An 18,038-nucleotide genomic window follows, 5' to 3' on the forward strand; every position below is an offset into this window, starting at 1 on the left:
GCCAGTACGGGTCGCGGAGGAGTTCGCGGCCGAGGAGGACCAGGTCGGCCTCGCCGGCGGCGACGATCTGCTCGGCCTGCTCGGGTTCGACGATCAGGCCGACGGCGCCGGTGAGCACGCCCGCGTCGCGGCGGATCCGGGCGGCCAGGGGCACCTGGTAGCCGGGGCCGACGGGGACGCTCGCGGCGGCGGAGGCGCCGCCGGAGGAGGTGTCGACCAGGTCCACGCCCGCGGCGGCCAGCTCGCCGGCGAGCACCACGCTGTCCTCGACGGTCCAGCCGCCGTCCACCCAGTCCGTGGCCGAGATCCGGGTCAGCACCGGCACGGCCTCGCCGACCGCGGCGCGGACCGCCCGGGCCACCTCCAGCGTCAGGCGCATCCGGCCGGCCCGGTCGCCGCCGTAGCCGTCGGTCCGGTGGTTGGTGAGCGGGGAGAGGAACTCGTGCAGCAGGTAGCCGTGCGCGGCGTGGATCTCCACGGCGGCGAAGCCCGCGTCGAGGGCCCGGCGGGCGGCCGTGGCGAACGTCTCGACCACCTCGGCGATGCCGGCCTCGTCGAGCGCGGTGGGCGTGCGGTAGTCCGGCAGGAACGGCTCGGCGCCGGGGCCGACCGGGGTCCAGCCGCCCTCGGCGTCCGGCACGCCGCCCCGGTGCCCGGCCCACGGCCGGTACGTCGACGCCTTGAACCCGGCGTGCGCGAGCTGCACGGCCGGCACCGAACCCTGGGCGGCGATGAACGCGGTGATCGGGCGCCACGCGTCGACGTGCGCGTCGGACCAGAGCCCGGTGTCCTGCGGGCTGATCCGCCCCTCGGGGACCACGGCGGTCGCCTCGGTGATGATCAGGCCGGCGCCGCCGACCGCGCGGGAGCCGAGGTGGACGCGGTGCCAGTCGGTGGGCAGGCCGTCCGGCCCGGCGCTGTACTGGCACATCGGGGCGAGGGCCACCCGGTTGGGCAGGGTGACGCCACGGAGGGTGAGCGGGGTGAACAGGGCACTCATGGGGGTGATCCTCCAACGACAGAGGAGGGCCCCGCTCGGGGCCCTCCTCGATCAGCCAGGTCAGGCGGGGACGGGTGCGAGCCGCTCCGCCGGGCGGTCGGCCTCGTCCGGCTCGACCAGCTCACGCTTGCCGGCCGAGTCGTACGCGGTCCGGTCGAGCGTGCCCTCGCGGGCGGCCACGACGGTCGGCACGAGAGCCTGGCCGGCCACGTTCGTGGCGGTGCGGATCATGTCGAGGATCGGGTCGATGGCCAGCAGCAGGCCGGCGCCGGCCAGCGGCAGGCCCAGCGTGCTCAGGGTCAGGGTGAGCATGACGATCGCGCCGGTCAGGCCGGCCGTGGCGGCCGAGCCGACCACCGAGACGAAGGCGATCAGCAGGTAGTCGGTGACGCCCAGGTCCACCCCGAAGACCTGCGCCACGAAGATCGCGGCGAGGGCCGGGTAGATGGCCGCGCAGCCGTCCATCTTCGTGGTGGCGCCGAAGGGCACGGCGAAGGAGGCGTACTCGCGGGGGACGCCGAGCCGCTCGACGGAGCGCTGGGTCACCGGCATGGTGCCCACCGAGGAGCGGGACACGAAGGCCAGCTCGATGGCGGGCCAGGCGCCGGCGAAGAAGCGCAGCGGGTTGAGCCGGCCGGCGGCCAGCAGCACCACCGGGTAGACCACGAACAGCACGATGGCGCAGCCGACGTAGACGGCGGTGGTGAACTTCGCGAGCGGGGCCAGCAGGTCCCAGCCGTACGAGGCGACGGCGTTGCCGATCAGGCCGAGGGTGCCGATCGGGGCGAGCCGGATGACCCACCAGAGCGCCTTCTGCACGATGGCCAGCACCGAGCGGTTGAAGTTCACGAACGGCTCGGCGGCCTCACCGATGAGCAGCGCGGCGGCGCCGACCACCAGGGCGAGGAAGACGATCTGGAGGACGTTGCCCTCGACGAACGCGCCGACGGGGTTTGTCGGCACGATGCCGGTGAGGAAGTCGGTCCAGGAGCCGGTCTTCTTCGGCGCGGTGGCGCCGGCCACGTCGAGGGTGACGCCCTTGCCCGGGTCGGTCAGCAGGCCGAGCCCGATGCCGATGCTCACCGCGATCAGCGCGGTGATGCCGAACCAGAGCAGCGTCTTGAGCGCCAGCCGGGCGGCGTTGGCCACGCCGCGCAGGCTGACCACGCTCACCACGATGGCGGTGAAGACCAGCGGCGGCACGGCCAGCTTGAGCAGCTGGACGAAGAGGCCGCCGACGGTGTCGAGGGTGCTGGTCAGCCAGGCGAGGTCGTTGGCGCGGGCGAGGAAGCCGAGCGCCACGCCGAGGACGAGGCCGAGCAGGATCTGCACGGAAAAGGGGATCTTGCGCAGGGCGGAAGCCATGGGGATCTGTCCAAGGTCTGGTGGTGGGTGAACGGGGCAGCGTCAGGAGAGCGGCTGCGCCGGACAGATGCCGCTGGCCTGCCGTCGGAGGTCGACGTACAGGCGCACGGTGAGGTGCCAGACGTTGGTCATCGCCTGCCGACGCTACTCCCGCCCGACTGCCGGGTGGAAGGAGCGATAGGCGTGACGATCCTTACAGGGAGGGTTGACGACCCAGTATTCCGTTCGTCACGATCGGCGGTGCGCCAGGCCCAGCACCGCGGCGGTGGCCAGCCCCCACCCGACGGCCACCGCGAGCAGCAGCCGCTCCAGGATCCCGACCAGGCCGCCGCGTCCGGCCAGCAGCATGGCCAGCCCGACCGCCCCGGACAGCGGCAGCGCCAGGGCCACGCCGACGCCCGCGACCCGGCGCAGCGCCCGGCCGGCCGCCGGGGCGAGCAGCAGCGCCAGCATGGCGAAGACCACCGCGGCGGTGGCCGCGATGCTCGCGCCGCCGTGCACCAGGTCGGCCACGGTGGCGGCCTCGAACGGCGGCAGCGGGCAGCCGGTGGAGCAGGTCACCACACCGGAGAGCGCCGTGCCGGCCGCGCCGGCCACGAGCAGCGCCGCCGCCGTCCGCAGTGCCGGGGGCAGCGCCGCGGCGAGCAGCAGCAGCCCCGCCGCCAGGGCGAAGACCCCGATCCGGTACGCCCCGGCGTACCGGCTGTCGGTGACGCCGGCCTCGCTGACGTACCCGGTCAGGCCCGGGCCGGGACCGGCGACCACGGCGACCGTCACGGCGACCACCCCGGCCACGGTGCAGCCGGCGGCGGCGGACGCGGCGGCGGCCCGCAGGACGCCCCGGTCAGCCACGCCCGTGCGGCGTGGTCCAGCCGGACAGGTCCGGACCGAGCGGCACGATCCGGGTCGGGTTGATCATCTCGTGGGTGGCGTAGTAGTGCCGCTTGATGTGGTCGAAGTCCACCGTCTCGCCGAAGCCCGGGGTCTGGAACAGGTCCCGGGCGTACGCCCAGAGCACCGGCATCTCGGTGAGCTTCTGCCGGTTGCACTTGAAGTGCCCGTGGTACGCCACGTCGAACCGGACCAGCGTGGTGAAGAGCCGCACGTCGGCCTCGGTGATCTGCTCGCCCATCAGGTAGCGCCGCCCGGACAGCCGCTCCGACAGCGCGTCCAGCCGGGCGAAGAGCCCGGTGTACGCCTCGTCGTACGCCTCCTGCGAGGTGGCGAAGCCGCACCGGTAGACGCCGTTGTTGACGTCCCGGTGGATCTCCGCCATCAGCGCGTCCATCTCCGGGCGCAGCTCGATCGGGTAGAGGTCCGGCGCGCCCGGCTTGTGGAACCGCCGCCACTCGGTGGAGAAGTCGAGGGTGAGCTGCGGGTAGTCGTTGGTGACCACCCGACCGGTCAGCGTGTCGATCAGCGCCGGCACGGTCACCCGGCCGGTGTAGTCGGGGTCGGTGGCCAGGTACGCGTCGCTGAGGTAGCCGATGCCCAGCACCGGGTCGAAGCCGTCCTGGTCGAGGCTGAACCGCCAGCCCCGCTCGTCGCGGATCGGGTCGACCGTGCCCAGCGAGATGACCTCGTCCAGCCCGAGCAGGCCGCGCACGATCCGGGCCCGGTGCGCCCACGGGCACGCCCGGCACCAGATCAGCCGGTAGCGCCCCGCCTCCAGCGGCCAGCGGTCCTGGTCGTCGGGGCCGCCGCCCTCGGGTGAGGTGGAGTGCGGGGTGACCCGACCGGTGAACCGGTTGGGCTGGCGGACGAACGCCCCGCCGCCGGCGGTCTCTGCGCTGAACTGGGCCCGGGCCATGCGGCCAACCTATCCGTTCCGGGCGCGGATATCCTGGCGCCGGGCGTCCCCGTGACCCGGCGGGCGACCCGCCGCCACCCCCCCCCACCCCCGAAGGACTGAGCGCCGATGACCGTCGCATACCTCGTGGCCGGTGTCCGCACCCCGATCGGCCGGTACGCCGGCGCCCTCGCCGGGGTCCGCCCCGACGACCTGGCCGCGCACGTGATCCGCGAGCTGGTCGCCCGCCACCCCTCGGTGGACTGGGCCCGCACCGACGACGTGATCCTGGGCTGCGCCAACCAGGCCGGCGAGGACAACCGCAACGTGGCGCGGATGGCCGCGCTGCTCGGCGGGCTGCCCGAGGAGGTGCCGGGCAGCACGGTCAACCGGCTCTGCGGCTCCGGCCTGGACGCCCTCGCCACCGCCGCCCGCGCCGTCGTGGCGGGTGAGGCCGACCTGCTGGTCGCCGGCGGGGTGGAGAGCATGAGCCGGGCGCCCTTCGTGATGCCGAAGGCCACCACCGCGTTCGCCCGCACCGCCGAGGTGTACGACACCACCATCGGCTGGCGGCTGGTGAACCCGCTGATGAAGAAGCAGTGGGGCATCGACTCGATGCCGGAGACGGCGGAGAACGTCGCCGCGGACTTCGGCGTCGACCGCGCCGCGCAGGACGAGTTCGCCCTCCGGTCCCAGCAGCGGGCCGCCAAGGCGCAGGCCGACGGCCGGCTGGCCGAGGAGATCGTGCCGGTGACCGTGCCGGCCGGCAGGCGGGAGACGAAGCTGGTCGAGGCCGACGAGCACCCCCGGGAGACCTCGCTGGAGAAGCTCGCCGCGCTGCCCACCCCGTTCCGCGAGGGCGGCACGGTGACCGCCGGCAACTCCTCCGGCGTCAACGACGGCGCGGTGGCCCTGCTGGTCGCCTCCGCGGCGGCCGTCGAGCGCTACGGCCTCACCCCGCTCGCCCGGGTGACCGGGGCGGCGGCGGCCGGCGTACCGCCGCGGATCATGGGCATCGGGCCGGTCCCGGCCACCCGCAAGCTGCTCGACCGGCAGGGCCTGGGCCTTGCCGACCTCGACGTGATCGAGCTGAACGAGGCGTTCGCCGCCCAGTCGGTGGCGGTGCTGCGTGAGCTGGGGCTGCCCGAGGACGCCGAGCACGTCAACCCGAACGGCGGGGCGATCGCGCTGGGCCACCCGCTCGGCGCCAGCGGCGCCCGGCTGGCCCTCACCGCCGCGCTCGAGCTGCGCCGGCGGGGCGGGCGGCGGGCCCTGGCGACCATGTGCATCGGCGTCGGGCAGGGCATCTCGCTGCTGCTGGAGTCGGCCGACTGACGGCCGCCGGACCCGCACCGTCGACAGTGGATCTCCCGTTCCCGGGTGGGCGCGCATAGAGTGGTGTGGACCACACCATGCCGCGCGCCGGCCCGGTTGCCGGGCTGCCGCGGCGACGACCTGGGGGACCGAGCGATGCAGACGCCGGACGGACTTCCCGCCGAGATCGACCTGACCCGGCCGAGCGCGGCCCGGGTCTACGACTACTTCCTCGGCGGCGCGCACAACTTCGAGATCGACCGGCAGCTCGCCGAGCAGATCGCCGCCATGACGCCGAACCTGGCGGCCACCATGCGTTCCGGGCGGGAGTTCCTGCGCCGGGCCGTGCGGGTGCTGCTCGACGCCGGCATCGACCAGTTCCTCGACATCGGCTCGGGGATTCCCACGGTCGGCAACGTGCACGAGGTGGCCCAGGCGGCGAACCCGGAGGCCCGGATCGTCTACGTCGACATCGACCCGGTCGCCGTGGCGCACAGCCGCGAACTGCTCGCCGGCAACGAGCGGGCCACCGCGATCCTGGCCGACCTGCGGGAGCCGAAGCTGATCCTGGACCAGGCCCGGGCCAGCGGCCTGATCGACTTCGACCGCCCGCTCGGCATCCTGCTCGCCGGGGTGGTGCACTTCATCCCCGACGACGACCGGCCGGGCGACATCCTGGCCACCCTGCGGGCCGCCGCGGCGCCCGGCAGCTTCCTGGTCATCTCGCACTCGACCTACGAGGACCAGCCGCAGGAGATGCTCGACGCGCAGCGGCTGTCGGCGCGCACCGCCACCGCGATCACACTGCGCTCGCGGGCCGAGATCACCGGCTACTTCGGCGACTGGACGGTGCTCGAACCGGGGGTCGTGCACATGCCGCTGTGGCGGCCCGACTCACCGTCCGACGTGGACGAGCACCCCGAGCGGTTCGGCGCGTTCGGCGGCGTCGCCCGGTACGACCGCACCGCCGGCTGAGCCGACATGCGCGCCCCGGACCCCGACGGGGGCGACCTCAGCCGGCCGGGCGCCGCGGCGTACGCCGCCGAGTGGGCCCGGGCGGTGCGGCGCATCGGATTCGTGCCGCTGAGCGCGGCCGAGACCGAGCGCCTGCTGCTGGCGCACACCGTCCGACTCGGCCAGGCTCTGCTCGCCCCGGCGTTCTCCGCCCAGCCGGCGGAGGACGTCGGCCGGGCCATGGTCGACGCGCACCTCACCGAGCCCGGGGTGCTCGACTGGTCGGTGCGGGCGCTCGGTGACCGCCTGCTGCCCTGGGTGCTGCCCGCCCGGGTGGAGCTGCCCGAGGTGCGGGAACGGATCGCCGCGCTGCAGGGCGCCTTCGCCGCCGGCTTCAGCCGGGCGCTGCGTGACCGGGTGTTCAGCCAGCAGGAGCGGATCGCCCGCTCGGCCTGGCAGGCCCGGGACGCGGTGGAGCAGGCGCTGCGGGACAGCGAGGCGCGGTTCCGGGCGGTCTTCACCGGGGCGGCCATCGGCATCGGCATCGCCGGCGTGGACGGGCGGATCATCGAGGTCAACCAGTCCTTCGCGGACATGCTCGGCTACCCGGCGGCCGAGCTGCGGGAGCTGACCGTCGACGGGCTGTTCCACCCCGACGACGCCGCCGGCATGTGGGAGCTGTACCAGGAGCTGATCGAGGGCAAGCGGGACAGCGCACGGCTGGAGAAGCGCTACTACCGCAAGGACGGCAGCGTGGTCTGGACCGACCTCGCCGTCTCGCTGATCCGCCACGACGACGGCCGCCCCCGGTTCACCGTGGCGATGATCGAGGACATCACCGAGCGGTACCAGCTCCAGCAGCGGCTCCGCTTCCAGGCGCTGCACGACCCGCTCACCGGCCTGCCCAACCGGACGCTCTTCTTCGAGACGCTCGGCCAGGTCTTCGACACCCCCGCGCCCGAGCAGCGGGTCGGGCTCTGCTTCATCGACCTCGACGGCTTCAAGGCGATCAACGACAGCCTCGGCCACGACCTGGGCGACCGGCTGCTCAAGGTGATCTCCCGGCGGCTGGCCGACTGCGTGTCCGGCCGCGGCCACCTGGTGGCCCGGATGGGCGGCGACGAGTTCGTCATCCTGGTCGACTCCGACGGCGGCCTCGACGACGCGGTGGAGGTGGCCGAGCTGGCCCTGGCCGCGGTCTCCGCCCCGGTGCACGTCGGCGACCAGCAGCTCGCGGTCTCGGCGAGCATCGGCATCGTGGAGTGCCCGGCCGCCGAGACCAGCGTCTCCGACCTGATGAAGGCCGCCGACACCACGCTCTACTGGGCCAAGGCCGAGGGGCGGGGCCGCTGGGCGGTCTACGACCCGGAGCGCAGTGCCGCCGACATCGCCCGCTCCGCGCTGGCCGCGAACCTGCCCGCCGCGCTGGACCGGGGGGAGTTCGTGCTGCACTACCAGCCGATCGTCTCGCTGCTCGACGGCTCGATGGTGGCGGTGGAGGCGCTGGTCCGCTGGCAGCACCCCGAGCTGGGCCTGATCGGGCCCGACCGGTTCATCGGGCTGGCCGAGGAGACCGGCCTGATCGTCCGGCTCGGCGCCTGGGTGCTCCGGCAGGCGTGCCGGGACGCCGAGAGCTGGCGGCGGGCGTATCCGGAGGCGCGGCTGGTGGTCAGCGTCAACCTGGCCGCCCGGCAGGCCGACGACCCGGCCATCGTGGAGACCGTCGCCGAGGCGTTGCAGCACACCGGGCTCCCCGCCGAGCTGCTGCAACTGGAGCTGACCGAGAGCGCCGTGATGGGCACCGCCGGGGAGCCGCTGCGCGCCCTGCACCAGCTCGCCGACCTCGGGATCCGGCTGGCCATCGACGACTTCGGCACCGGCTACTCGAACCTGGCGTACCTGCGGCGGCTGCCGATCCACTGCCTGAAGCTGGCCGGTCCGTTCGTCGAGGGGATCCGGGCCGACGGCGCGGACGTGGTCGCCGACCACCGCGACGAGCGGATCGTCGACGCGCTGGTCCGGCTGGCGCACGCGCTGGAGCTGTGGGTGACCGCCGAGGCGGTGGAGACCGAGGTGCAGGCCGAGCGGCTGCGGTCGCTGCGCTGCGACACCGGGCAGGGCCGCTGGTTCGGCCCCCCGATGCCGGCCCGGCACATCTTCGACCGGCTGGGCGGTGGGGAGGCGGCGTGAGTCTCACGGATTCGCAGGCGGTGGTGTCGGTGGTGGCCGCGCTGGCCATCCTGGCCGGGCTGGCCGGGGTGGTGGTGCCCGGGCTGCCGGCGCTGCCGCTCTGCTGGGGCGGCGTGCTGGTGTGGGCGCTCTTCGGCGACGCCGGGCCGGGCCGCTGGGCGGTGCTGGCCGCCGCCACCGTGGTCGCCGTCGGCGGCGGCGTGGTCAAGTACCTCTGGCCGGGGCGGAACCTGAAACGGACCGGCGTGCCCACCTCGTCGCTGCTGGCCGGCGGCCTGCTCGGCCTGGTCGGCTTCTTCGTCATCCCGGTGATCGGCCTGCCGATCGGTTTCGTCGGCGGGATCTGGGGCGCGGAACGGCTGCGGCTGGGCAGCAACCAGCTCGCCTGGCCGGCGACCGTGCAGGCGCTCAAGGCGGCCGGGCTGTCCATGCTGGTCGAGTTCCTGGCCGGCCTGGTCATCGCCGTGCTCTGGGTGGCCGGGCTGCTGTTCGCCTGAGGCGTGCGGTGCGACGGCGCGGGCGTCCGGGGGTACGGCGAACCGCCGTACTTCAGTGAGAGAGAGGTGGACGCCGCGCGCCGCCGCGGGCCGGGCGTTGCCGAGCGCCCGGGGGTGGCCCGTCGCGATCGGGCCTGGTCACGGGCTCAAGGATGCCCCGGAACGGGTTGGCGCGGCAACGCAATTAGCCGTGCCGGCGGTGAGATTCCCACGGCTGCCGTATTGACCGCCTTGATCGACGGGATCACACTTTGCCCACTCGCACCGGGGAATCCACCTCGAGGAGGTGTGCAGTGGCCACGACGCCCGCGCCGACCGCCGAGCAACCGATGGACGACGACGCCCGACGGCTCGCCGAGCTCGGCTACAAACAGGAGCTGCACCGCAAGTGGAGCGGCTTCTCCAACTTCGCCATCTCGTTCTCGATCATCTCGATCCTGGCCGGTTGCTTCACCACGTTCGGCCAGGCGTGGAACAACGGTGGTCCGGTCGCCATCTCCTGGGGCTGGCCGCTGATCTCGCTGTTCATCCTGATCATCGGCTTCTGCATGGCCGAGCTGGTGTCCGCCTACCCGACCGCCGGCGGGATCTACTGGTGGGCCGCCACCATGGGGCGGCCGGTGCACGGCTGGTTCACCGGCTGGCTCAACCTCATCGGCCTGGTGGCGGTGACCGCCTCGGTCGACTACGGCTGCGCCACCTTTCTCAACCTCACCCTCTCCGCGCTCTTCGACGGCTGGGCCGGCACCGCGCACCAGACCTTCGGGCTGTTCGTGGTGATCCTCGCCCTGCACGGGCTGATCAACATCTACGGGCACCGGATCATCGACGTACTCCAGAACGTCTCGGTCTGGTGGCACGTGGCCGGCGCGGCCGCGGTGGTGCTCATCCTGCTCCTGGTCCCCGACGACCACCAGAGCTTCAAGTTCGTCTTCACCGAGCGTTTCAACAACTCCGGCTTCGGCGACGGCGACACCGGCGGGCTCACCTTCTGGTTCTACGTGCTGCCGCTGGGTTTCCTGCTCACCCAGTACACGATCACCGGCTTCGACGCCTGCGCGCACGTCTCCGAGGAGACCCGGGGCGCCTCGAAGGCCGCGGCACAGGGCCTCTGGCGGTCGATCTTCTATTCGGCGGTGGGCGGCTGGATCCTGCTGCTCGCCTTCCTCTTCGCGGCCACCGATGTGGACGCGATCAACGAGGCGGGCGGCTTCTCCGGGGCGATCTTCGAGTCCGCGCTCACCCCGTTCTTCTTCAAGGCCGTCATCATCATCTCCACCATCGGCCAGTTCTTCTGCGGGATGAGCTGCGTGACCTCGATGTCCCGGATGGCGTACGCGTTCAGCCGCGACCGGGCGGTGCCGGGCTGGCGACTCTGGTCGCGGGTGAACCGCAACGGCACCCCGGTCAACGCGATCATCGCGGCCACCCTGGCCGGGCTGGTGCTCACGCTGCCCGCGCTCTACCAGAAGGCCGGCGTACCGGTCGCCTTCTACGCCGTGGTCTCGGTCGCCGTGATCGGGCTGTACCTGTCCTTCCTCATCCCGATCTTCCTGCGGTTGCGGATGGGGGACCGGTTCGTCCCGGGCCCGTGGACGCTGGGCCGCCGGTACAAGCTGCTCGGCTGGATCGCGGTGATCGAGATCGCGATCATCAGCATCTACTTCGTGCTGCCGATCGTGCCGGCCGGCGTGCCCGGCAACGCGGACTTCACCTGGACGGCCGTCAACTACGCCCCGCTCGCCGTCGGTGGGGTGCTGCTCGGCGTCGCCGTCTGGTGGTACGCCTCGGCCCGGAAGTGGTTCACCGGCCCCCGCCGTACCGTCGAGGTGCCGGCGCCGCGCTCCGCCGCGGACGCCGCGCCGGCCGACGAACCGGCCTGACCCGCGCTCCCTCGCCGGCGGCGGATCACCCGGCGCCGGCGAGGAGCGCCGGGGGCTGCGGCTGGCGCGCCCCGGCCGGGAAGCGCAGGATCCGGTCGTCGTCCGCCGCCGGGCTGCCCCGCCCGTCCCGGTTGCTGGTGGCCAGCCAGAGGGCGCCGTCCGGAGCCACCTCGACGGTACGCAGGCGGCCGTAGGCACCCGGCAACACGGCGGCGGGCGTGCCGACCCGCCCGGCGGCATCGACGGGTACGGCCCAGAGCCGCGCTCCCCGCAGCGCCGCGACGAACAGCGTGCCGGCGGCGAAGGCGGCCCCGCTCGGGGACGCCTCCGCGGGTGACCAGACCACGACCGGGTCGCGGAACCGGGGATCACCACCGCGGCCCTCGACGACCGGCCAGCCGTAGTTGCCACCCGGCACGATCCGGTTCACCTCGTCCCAGGTGCTCTGGCCGAACTCGGTGGCGAACAGCCGCCCCCGCCGGTCCCAGGCGAGACCCTGCACGTTGCGGTGACCGTAGCTGTAGACCAGCGAGCCGGGGAACGGGTTGTCCGCCGGCACCCGGCCGTCCGGCCGCATCCGCAGGATCTTGCCGTTCCGGCTGGCCAGGTTCTGCGCGTTGGCGGGTACGACGGCGTCACCGATCCCGGCGTAGAGCATGCCGTCGGGGCCGAACGCGATCCGGCCGCCGTCGTGGGCCGCCGCCCGGGTGACACCGCTGAGGATCACCTGGAGCGACTGTGGCGCGTCGAGGCGGAACCGCGCGATCCGGATGTCGGACGCCGTGGTGTAGCAGACGTAGACCAGCCGGTCCCGCCGGAACCTGGGGGAGACGGCCAGCCCGAGCAGGCCCGCCTCCCCGCCGGCGACCACGCCGGGGATCCGGGCGACCTCACGGGGCGGAGCGCCGGGCCGGACCCGTACGACGGTGCCCCGGTTGCGCTGGGCCACCAGCCCGCTGCCGTCGGGCAGGAAGTCGAGCCCCCAGGGCACTTCCAGGCCGGTGGCGACCACCTGCGGGTTCGTGAAGTCGAAGCGGGGCGGGACCGGGGGCCGCTCGGTCCCGGCGGGTGGCTGGCGGTCCGCGCGGGCATCGGTGGCGCTCAGCCCGACGGCGAGCACGGCGGCGACCGCGGCGACGATCCGACGCATGCGAACTCCTCGGGTTCCCGTCCCGGGACCGTGCCGGGGCATCGACGGCGATCTGGCTCGCCGGTGGGCCTCCAGGAACGGCCCGCTGCTGATCAGAACGCCTCTGACCTGCGAAAAGTTGCGGGTCACCGGCGGATCGTCGAGGTGCTAGCGCTCGCACCGACGCGCGAGGTGGACGGTGATGTCGGCGGCGATCTCGACCGTCTCCGGCAGGACCTGGAGGATCCGGCGGTACACCTGCTCCTGCGTCGGGATCGGCAGCAGGAGGTAGGCCGAGACGGTCGAGAGATGGCCGACGTAGTCGCGCGCACTCGTCGTCAGGCGCCGCTCGATCACGGACTGCCGGACATCGGTGAACCACTCGGACCGTTGGAGTTCGGTGCCCGGCCACTGCATCGCATGTCCTGGAGGCGTCCCGTCCGGAGACGGAACATCGTCGCTCGCCAGGAACGGTGCCCGGGCCGCGCGGACCGCCTCCTCCACCGCCGGGTCGGCCAGCTGGATCGGTCCACCGAACGAGGCGAACACGCCGCCCGGCTCCATCAGCGCGGCCATGCGCGGCCACCGGCCCTCCGGCTTCGTCCAGTGCAGCGCCGCTGCCGCATAGACCAGGCCGTAGGTCTCACCCGGTCGCAGGTCCTCGAACGCGGCCTGCACGGTCGTGACGTCTGCCGGCACGTGCTTACGCAGCTCGGCGAGCATGGCGCCATCAGGATCGGTCGCGGTGACCGTGACGCCCCGGTGAGCGAACAGACGGGTCGCCTTGCCCGTCCCGGCGCCAATTTCGAGGGCGGTGCGAACGGGCTGACCCGCGTACGTCAGCACCGTGTCGACAAGCTCCACGGGATACCCCGGCCGGAACCGCTCGTATGCTTCCGCCACCGCTCCGAAGCTCAGTGCCCGACCAGACATGCCGAGATCCTGGCACCATCGGCGCCGTCCACGCTCGGTCTTTTCGCGCGACCCGGCGGGCTCGTCGTCGGCGACCAGAAGGCCGTGTCAGAGGTCGTGTCAGGGGCGCGTCAGGCCGGTGACAGGGCGGGCGGCCACGGTGGTCGCATGACACGTTCAGCTATTGAAGTTTCCGGGCTGCGGAAGGCCTTCGGGGACAAGACCGTGCTCGACGGCATCGACCTGGAGGTCCAGGCCGGCACGATCTTCTCCCTGCTCGGACCGAACGGAGCGGGTAAGACGACGACCGTCAACGTGCTGACCACGTTGATCAAGGCCGACAGCGGGACGGTGCGCGTCGCCGGGCACGACCTCGCCACCGAGGCCAGGGCGGTGCGCGCGGCGATCGGCGTCACCGGTCAGTTCGCGGCGGTCGACGAGCTGCTGACCGGCCAGGAGAACCTGCAGCTCATGGTGGATCTGAGCCGGGGCTCCGCCGGCGACGGCCGGCGGGTCGTCACGGATCTGCTGGAACGGTTCGATCTGGTGGAGTCGGCGCAGAAGCCCGCCTCGACCTACTCCGGGGGTATGCGGCGGAAGCTCGACCTGGCGATGACGCTGGTCGGCAACCCGCGGATCATCTTCCTGGACGAGCCGACGACCGGGCTGGACCCGCGCAGCCGGCGCACGATGTGGTCGATCATCCGCGACCTGGTGGCGGACGGGGTGACCATCTTCCTCACCACCCAGTACCTCGAGGAGGCAGATCAGCTCGCCGATCGCATCGCGGTCCTCGACCAGGGCCGCCTCGTCGCCCAGGGCACGCCCGACGAGCTCAAGCGCCAGCTGCCGGGGACGCACGTCCGGCTCCGGTTCACCAGCGTCGCCGAACTCGACGCGGCCGCGCGGATCCTCACCGACGCCACGCGGGACGACGAGGCCCTGGCCCTGCGGGTTCCCAGCGACGGCGGCACCAGGTCGCTGCGGGCTCTGCTGGACCGGCTCGACGAGTACGCGATCAGTGCCGAAGAGTTCTCCGTCCACACGCCGGACCTCGACGACGTCTTCCTCGCCCTGACGGGTCACACCAGTCACACCACGGAGGTGGTCGCCAAATGAGCACCAAGTCCCACTCGACGGTCATGCTGCGTCGCAACTTCAAGCACATCACCCGGAATCCGACCTCGGTGTTCAACGCGGTCCTGATGCCGATCGTGCTCATGCTGATGTTCGTGTACGTGTTCGGAGACGCCTTCAACGTCGGTGTCGACTACATCGACTACGCGACGCCGGGCCTGATGCTGTTGGCCGTCTGCTACGGGCTGGGGGCCACCGCGACGTCGGTGAACTCCGACATGACGAAGGGCATCATCAACCGGTTCAAGGTCATGGACGTTTCCCGTGGTGCGGTGCTGGCCGGTCACGTCGCCGCCAGCGTGCTGACCAACCTGATCGCCATCGCGGCCCTCATCGGGGTGGCCTTCCTGCTGGGATTCAGCCCGGCGGCGAGTTTCCCCGACTGGCTCGGCGTGGCCGGCATCGTCGTGCTGCTCGGGTTCGCGACCGCCTGGCTCACGGTCGCCCTGGGCCTGTCGGCGAAGTCTCCGGAAACGGCGGGTATCGCCTCCGTGCCGCTGGTCATGCTGCCGTTCTTCAGCAGCGCGATCGTGCCGGCGGAGAAGATGGGGCCGGGGATCCGGCAGTTCGCGGAGTACCAGCCCTTCACGCCGATCATCGAGACGCTGCGCGGCCTGCTCAACGGCACACCGTCCTCCGGCGACACGATCGCCGCCGTCGCGTGGTGCGTCGGCATCGCCCTCGTCGGCTACCTGTGGGCGCGGTCCACGTTCACGAAGCGAGCGTGACCGCGACCAGTTCACTCCAGCTCGTCCGGCTACCTTCCCGCGCCGCCTCGGCGAACTTCGGTTCGCCGAGGCGGCGCTGCACCGTCTGCTCGATCCGGGCCGCGTCCGGGTGGGAACAATCCGGCCGTCCGCGTACGCCGGTGCTCGCCGCGAGCAGCCGAGCGGCCTGCTCGTGCTGGTCGCGGCGCAGGGCCAGGTCCGCGACTCCGACGAGTACCTGAGCGATCAAGGGTGCGTGCCCCGTCTCGGCCGCCGCCCGGCAGGCCGAGGCGCGGTGCGTACGGGCCTCCCGAGATCGTCGGCGAGGTAGCCGAGCAGGTCGTGTGTCACCGCGCGGATGTGCACCTCCTCCGCTTCGTCGCCCAGGAAGGTCGCCGCGGCAGCGAGTTGCCGGGCCGCCTCCTCGGCGTCGCCGCGCCAGCGGGCGAGTTCCGCCTGCGAGAGGGCCAGCACGGCCAGCGCCCCCGGCCAGGTGACCCGTTCCGCGCCTCGCTGCGCCGCACCGATCGCGGAAGCGCTGGCGTCCTCGTCGCCCAGCAACCAGAACAGCTGAGCCTGTCGCGACCGCATCCGGATGACGTCCTCGAGGGTTCCGACCTCGGTGACGGCCCCGATCGCCTGCTCGTAGTGGTCGCACGCACCGGCGAAGTCACCGCGCGCGGCGATCAGCTCCGCCAGCTCGGTCAGGGCGAACGAGATCCCGAACCGTTCGCCGAGGGCCCGGAACTCGGCGAGCGCCGACTCGAGATACGCCTCCGCTTCCGGCCCGTGCTGGCCGAGCACCATCCGCATCTTGCCCAGCTGCAGCCGGGCCAGCGCGCGCACCCAGGGGTCCTCGTCGTCCAGCAGTGGTTCCCAGGCGGGCAGGATCGCGTCCGGCGCCCGCAGCATGCGTTCCAGCGGGACGACGAGCGCCATCCCCGGGTGGCTGCCCTTACTGCGCCGGCTGACCTGGTACGCCTTGTGGATCCACTCCGCCGCATGGTGTTCGTCGCCCGGCCCGGAGTTGACGAACAGCACGACGAGCGCGTACACCGTCGCCCGGATCTCGTCGGTCACCTCGCCGGGCGTCCCGGTGGCCGCGGTGATCAGCTCCATGCCCTCGGTCCGGTGGCCGCCGAGCCACCAGTACCAGCCGGCGCCCGCGGCAAGCCGCATCGCCGCGTGGGCCTCGCCCGCCGCGAGCGCACCACGCATCGCCGAACCGATGTTGTCGTGCTCGACCTCGAGCGCGGCGAGCCAGGTCACCTGCTCGGCGCGGCGCAGATGCGGCTCCGCGGTCTCGGCGAGTTCGGTGAAGTAGGCGAGATGCGCCCGGCGCGCCAGGTCCGCTTCCCCCGCCTCGGCGAGCCGGTGCCCGGCGTATTCCCTGATCGTGCCGAGCATCCGGTAGCGCGGCGTGCCGTCGCCCTCGATGGGCAGCAGCGACTTCTCGGCCAGCGAGGTGAGCATCTCGAGCACCTCGTCCGGCCCGACCCCGTCGCCGGCGCAGACCCGCTCGGCCGCCTCCAGGCTCGCCCCGCCCCGGAACACCGAGAGCCGGCGCAGGACCAGCCGTTCGGCGTCGGTCAGCAACTCCCAGCTCCAGTCGACCACCGCGCGCAGGGTCCGGTGTCGCGGCAACGCGGTCCGGCTGCCGCCGGTCAGCAGGCGGAACCGGTCGTCGAGCCGGTGGGCGAGCTGATCGAGGGACATGGTGCGCAACCTGGCGGCGGCCAGTTCGATCGCCAGCGGCATCCCGTCCAGCGCCCGGCAGACGCGCGCCATCGTCGCCAGCGTGGCGGCGTCGACCGCGAGATCCCGGCGCACCGCGCTCGCCCGGTCCCGCAACAACCGGACGGCGGGCGAGGACTCGATCTCGCCCGGGTCGGCGTCCCCGTCCGGCAGGGCCAGCGGCGCGACGGGCCACAGCGCCTCACCGGTGATGCCCAGCGGTTCCCTGCTCGTCGCCAGGATCCGCAGCCGCCGGCACTCGCCGAGCACCCGGTGGGCGAACGCCGCGGCCGACTCGATCACGTGCTCGCAGTTGTCCAGGATCAGCAGCGCCTCACGCTCGCGGATCGCGGCGACGAGCCGGTCGGTCAGCTCCAGGTGGGGCGCCTCGCCGAGCAGGGCGTCCCGGAGGCCGAGCCCGGCGAGCGTCGCCTGCGCCACGTCGCCGTCGGCGCCGATGGCGGCGAGCTCCACGAGCCACGCCCCGTCCGGCAGCTCCCCCAGCAGGGTGCGCGCCGTCTCCGTGGCCAGCCTGGTCTTTCCCGAGCCGCCCGGCCCGACGAGGGTGACGAGCCGATGTCCGGCGACGAGTTCGCGGACCGCGGTGACGTCGGCGCCCTTGCCGACGAAGCTCGTCAGCTCGGCACGCAGGTTGGTCTGCCGCGTCTCCGCCCGCCGTCCCCCTTCGCCGCGCAGCAGCGCGACGTGCAGGGCGGACAGCTCCGGTGAGGGGTCGGCGCCCAGCGTGTCGGCCAGGGCTTCCCGCGTGCGCTGGTACACCAGCAGCGCCTCGCTGCCGCGCCCGGCCGCCGCGAGGGCGCGCATCAGCGCCGCGACGAGCCGTTCCCGCAGCGGATGCGCGGCCACCAGATCGGCCAGTTCGGTGACCAGCTCCGCGCCGTGGCCGAGGCCGGTCTCCGCGTCGAACCGGTCCTCCAGAGCGGTCAGGCGGAGCCCTTCGAGCCGGGTGACCGCCGCACCGAACGCCGTGCTGTCCGGGAGACCGACGTCCTGCATGGCGGCGCCGCGCCACAGTGCCAGGGCCTCCCGCAGCAGTCGTACCCGCGCGGGATCGTCGTCGTTCCGGACCCGGCTCGCGGTGATGAGGCGTTCGAACCGCACGGCGTCGACGGCGTCGGGTTCCACCGTCAACCGGTAGCCGTCCGGCTGGCCCTCGATCGCGCCCTCCGGCAGCGCCTTGCGCAGCCGGGACACCAGGCGGTGCAGCGAATTCGTCGCGTCGGCGGGCGGGTGTTCACCCCAGATCCAGTCGACGAGCGTCGCCTTCGGGACCACGCGACCAGGTTCGAGCGCGAGGGCGACCAACAGCCCGCGCAGCCGCGCGCCCGGTACGTCGGCGACGGCGCCCTCGGCCGTGCGAACCTCGAACGACCCGAGCATCCCGATCTGCACGCGGCAGATTTTGC

The 18,038-nt window shown here is 73.0% G+C and carries 13 protein-coding genes and 1 pseudogene; 7 read left to right on the forward strand and 7 right to left on the reverse strand.

Translation table 11 applies throughout. The features are described 5' to 3' along the window. The 4 genes from ACW0Q9_RS07600 to ACW0Q9_RS07615 all read right to left on the reverse strand — a co-directional run. The coding region (locus ACW0Q9_RS07600) for an NADH:flavin oxidoreductase/NADH oxidase (RefSeq protein ID WP_456179257.1) at positions 1-1,000 on the reverse strand (1,000 nt) is incomplete at its 3' end. 60 nt (positions 1,001-1,060) lie between these two features. Beyond that, positions 1,061-2,353: a dicarboxylate/amino acid:cation symporter gene (locus ACW0Q9_RS07605; RefSeq protein ID WP_456179320.1), complete on the reverse strand. Its 1,293-nt coding sequence runs from the start codon at positions 2,351-2,353 to the stop codon at positions 1,061-1,063. A gap of 240 nt (positions 2,354-2,593) precedes the next feature. Continuing rightward, positions 2,594-3,217, reverse strand: coding sequence for a DUF998 domain-containing protein (locus ACW0Q9_RS07610; RefSeq protein WP_456179259.1), 624 nt, complete (start codon positions 3,215-3,217; stop codon positions 2,594-2,596). Further along, entirely contained in the window at positions 3,210-4,175 is a 966-nt protein-coding gene (locus ACW0Q9_RS07615) for a glutathione S-transferase family protein (protein ID WP_456179261.1), read from the reverse strand. Before ACW0Q9_RS07615 ends, ACW0Q9_RS07610 begins: the two co-directional genes overlap by 8 nt. Positions 4,176-4,283: 108 nt before the next feature. Here ACW0Q9_RS07615 and pcaF point away from each other — a divergent pair, with 108 nt between their 5' ends. From pcaF to ACW0Q9_RS07640, 5 genes are all read left to right on the forward strand, one after another. Continuing rightward, positions 4,284-5,489, forward strand: a complete 1,206-nt coding sequence (gene pcaF, locus ACW0Q9_RS07620) for a 3-oxoadipyl-CoA thiolase (protein ID WP_456179263.1) — start codon at positions 4,284-4,286, stop codon at positions 5,487-5,489. Positions 5,490-5,624: 135 nt separating this feature from the next. Continuing rightward, complete coding sequence (locus ACW0Q9_RS07625) at positions 5,625-6,443, forward strand: SAM-dependent methyltransferase (protein WP_456179264.1); 819 nt, start codon at positions 5,625-5,627, stop codon at positions 6,441-6,443. Positions 6,444-6,449: 6 nt separating this feature from the next. Beyond that, on the forward strand, positions 6,450-8,612 hold the full coding sequence (locus ACW0Q9_RS07630; RefSeq protein WP_456179266.1) for a putative bifunctional diguanylate cyclase/phosphodiesterase: 2,163 nt from the start codon (positions 6,450-6,452) through the stop codon (positions 8,610-8,612). Beyond that, the gene (locus ACW0Q9_RS07635; RefSeq protein ID WP_456179268.1) at positions 8,609-9,109 is read left to right on the forward strand and encodes a DUF456 domain-containing protein; all 501 of its coding nucleotides are present in this window, start codon (positions 8,609-8,611) and stop codon (positions 9,107-9,109) included. The genes ACW0Q9_RS07630 and ACW0Q9_RS07635 overlap by 4 nt, the downstream gene beginning before the upstream one ends. 293 nt (positions 9,110-9,402) lie before the next feature. Continuing rightward, positions 9,403-10,992 carry an amino acid permease gene (locus ACW0Q9_RS07640; RefSeq protein ID WP_456179270.1) on the forward strand — a complete coding sequence of 530 codons (1,590 nt, stop codon included), beginning with the start codon at positions 9,403-9,405 and terminating at the stop codon, positions 10,990-10,992. 25 nt (positions 10,993-11,017) lie between these two features. Here ACW0Q9_RS07640 and ACW0Q9_RS07645 read toward each other — a convergent pair whose 3' ends face one another. Together ACW0Q9_RS07645 and ACW0Q9_RS07650 are read right to left on the reverse strand one after the other, a co-directional pair. Next, positions 11,018-12,142 carry a PQQ-dependent sugar dehydrogenase gene (locus ACW0Q9_RS07645; RefSeq protein WP_456179272.1) on the reverse strand — a complete coding sequence of 375 codons (1,125 nt, stop codon included), beginning with the start codon at positions 12,140-12,142 and terminating at the stop codon, positions 11,018-11,020. 147 nt (positions 12,143-12,289) lie between these two features. Next, on the reverse strand, positions 12,290-13,054 hold the full coding sequence (locus ACW0Q9_RS07650; RefSeq protein WP_456179273.1) for a class I SAM-dependent methyltransferase: 765 nt from the start codon (positions 13,052-13,054) through the stop codon (positions 12,290-12,292). A 147-nt stretch (positions 13,055-13,201) separates the two neighbouring features. Here ACW0Q9_RS07650 and ACW0Q9_RS07655 point away from each other — a divergent pair, with 147 nt between their 5' ends. Both ACW0Q9_RS07655 and ACW0Q9_RS07660 read left to right on the forward strand, forming a co-directional pair. After that, positions 13,202-14,152 carry an ATP-binding cassette domain-containing protein gene (locus tag ACW0Q9_RS07655; RefSeq protein WP_456179275.1) on the forward strand — a complete coding sequence of 317 codons (951 nt, stop codon included), beginning with the start codon at positions 13,202-13,204 and terminating at the stop codon, positions 14,150-14,152. After that, positions 14,149-14,898 (forward strand): ABC transporter permease, encoded by a 750-nt coding sequence (locus ACW0Q9_RS07660; RefSeq protein WP_456179276.1) that lies wholly within the window; start codon positions 14,149-14,151, stop codon positions 14,896-14,898. Before ACW0Q9_RS07655 ends, ACW0Q9_RS07660 begins: the two co-directional genes overlap by 4 nt. On the opposite strand, the pseudogene ACW0Q9_RS07665 reads toward ACW0Q9_RS07660, so the two are convergent. After that, a pseudogene (locus tag ACW0Q9_RS07665) lies at positions 14,882-18,024 on the reverse strand (BTAD domain-containing putative transcriptional regulator). The gene ACW0Q9_RS07660 and the pseudogene ACW0Q9_RS07665 sit on opposite strands and share 17 nt — an antisense overlap. Positions 18,025-18,038: the final 14 nt, after the last annotated feature.

The organism is Micromonospora sp. I033, from assembly GCF_053890995.1.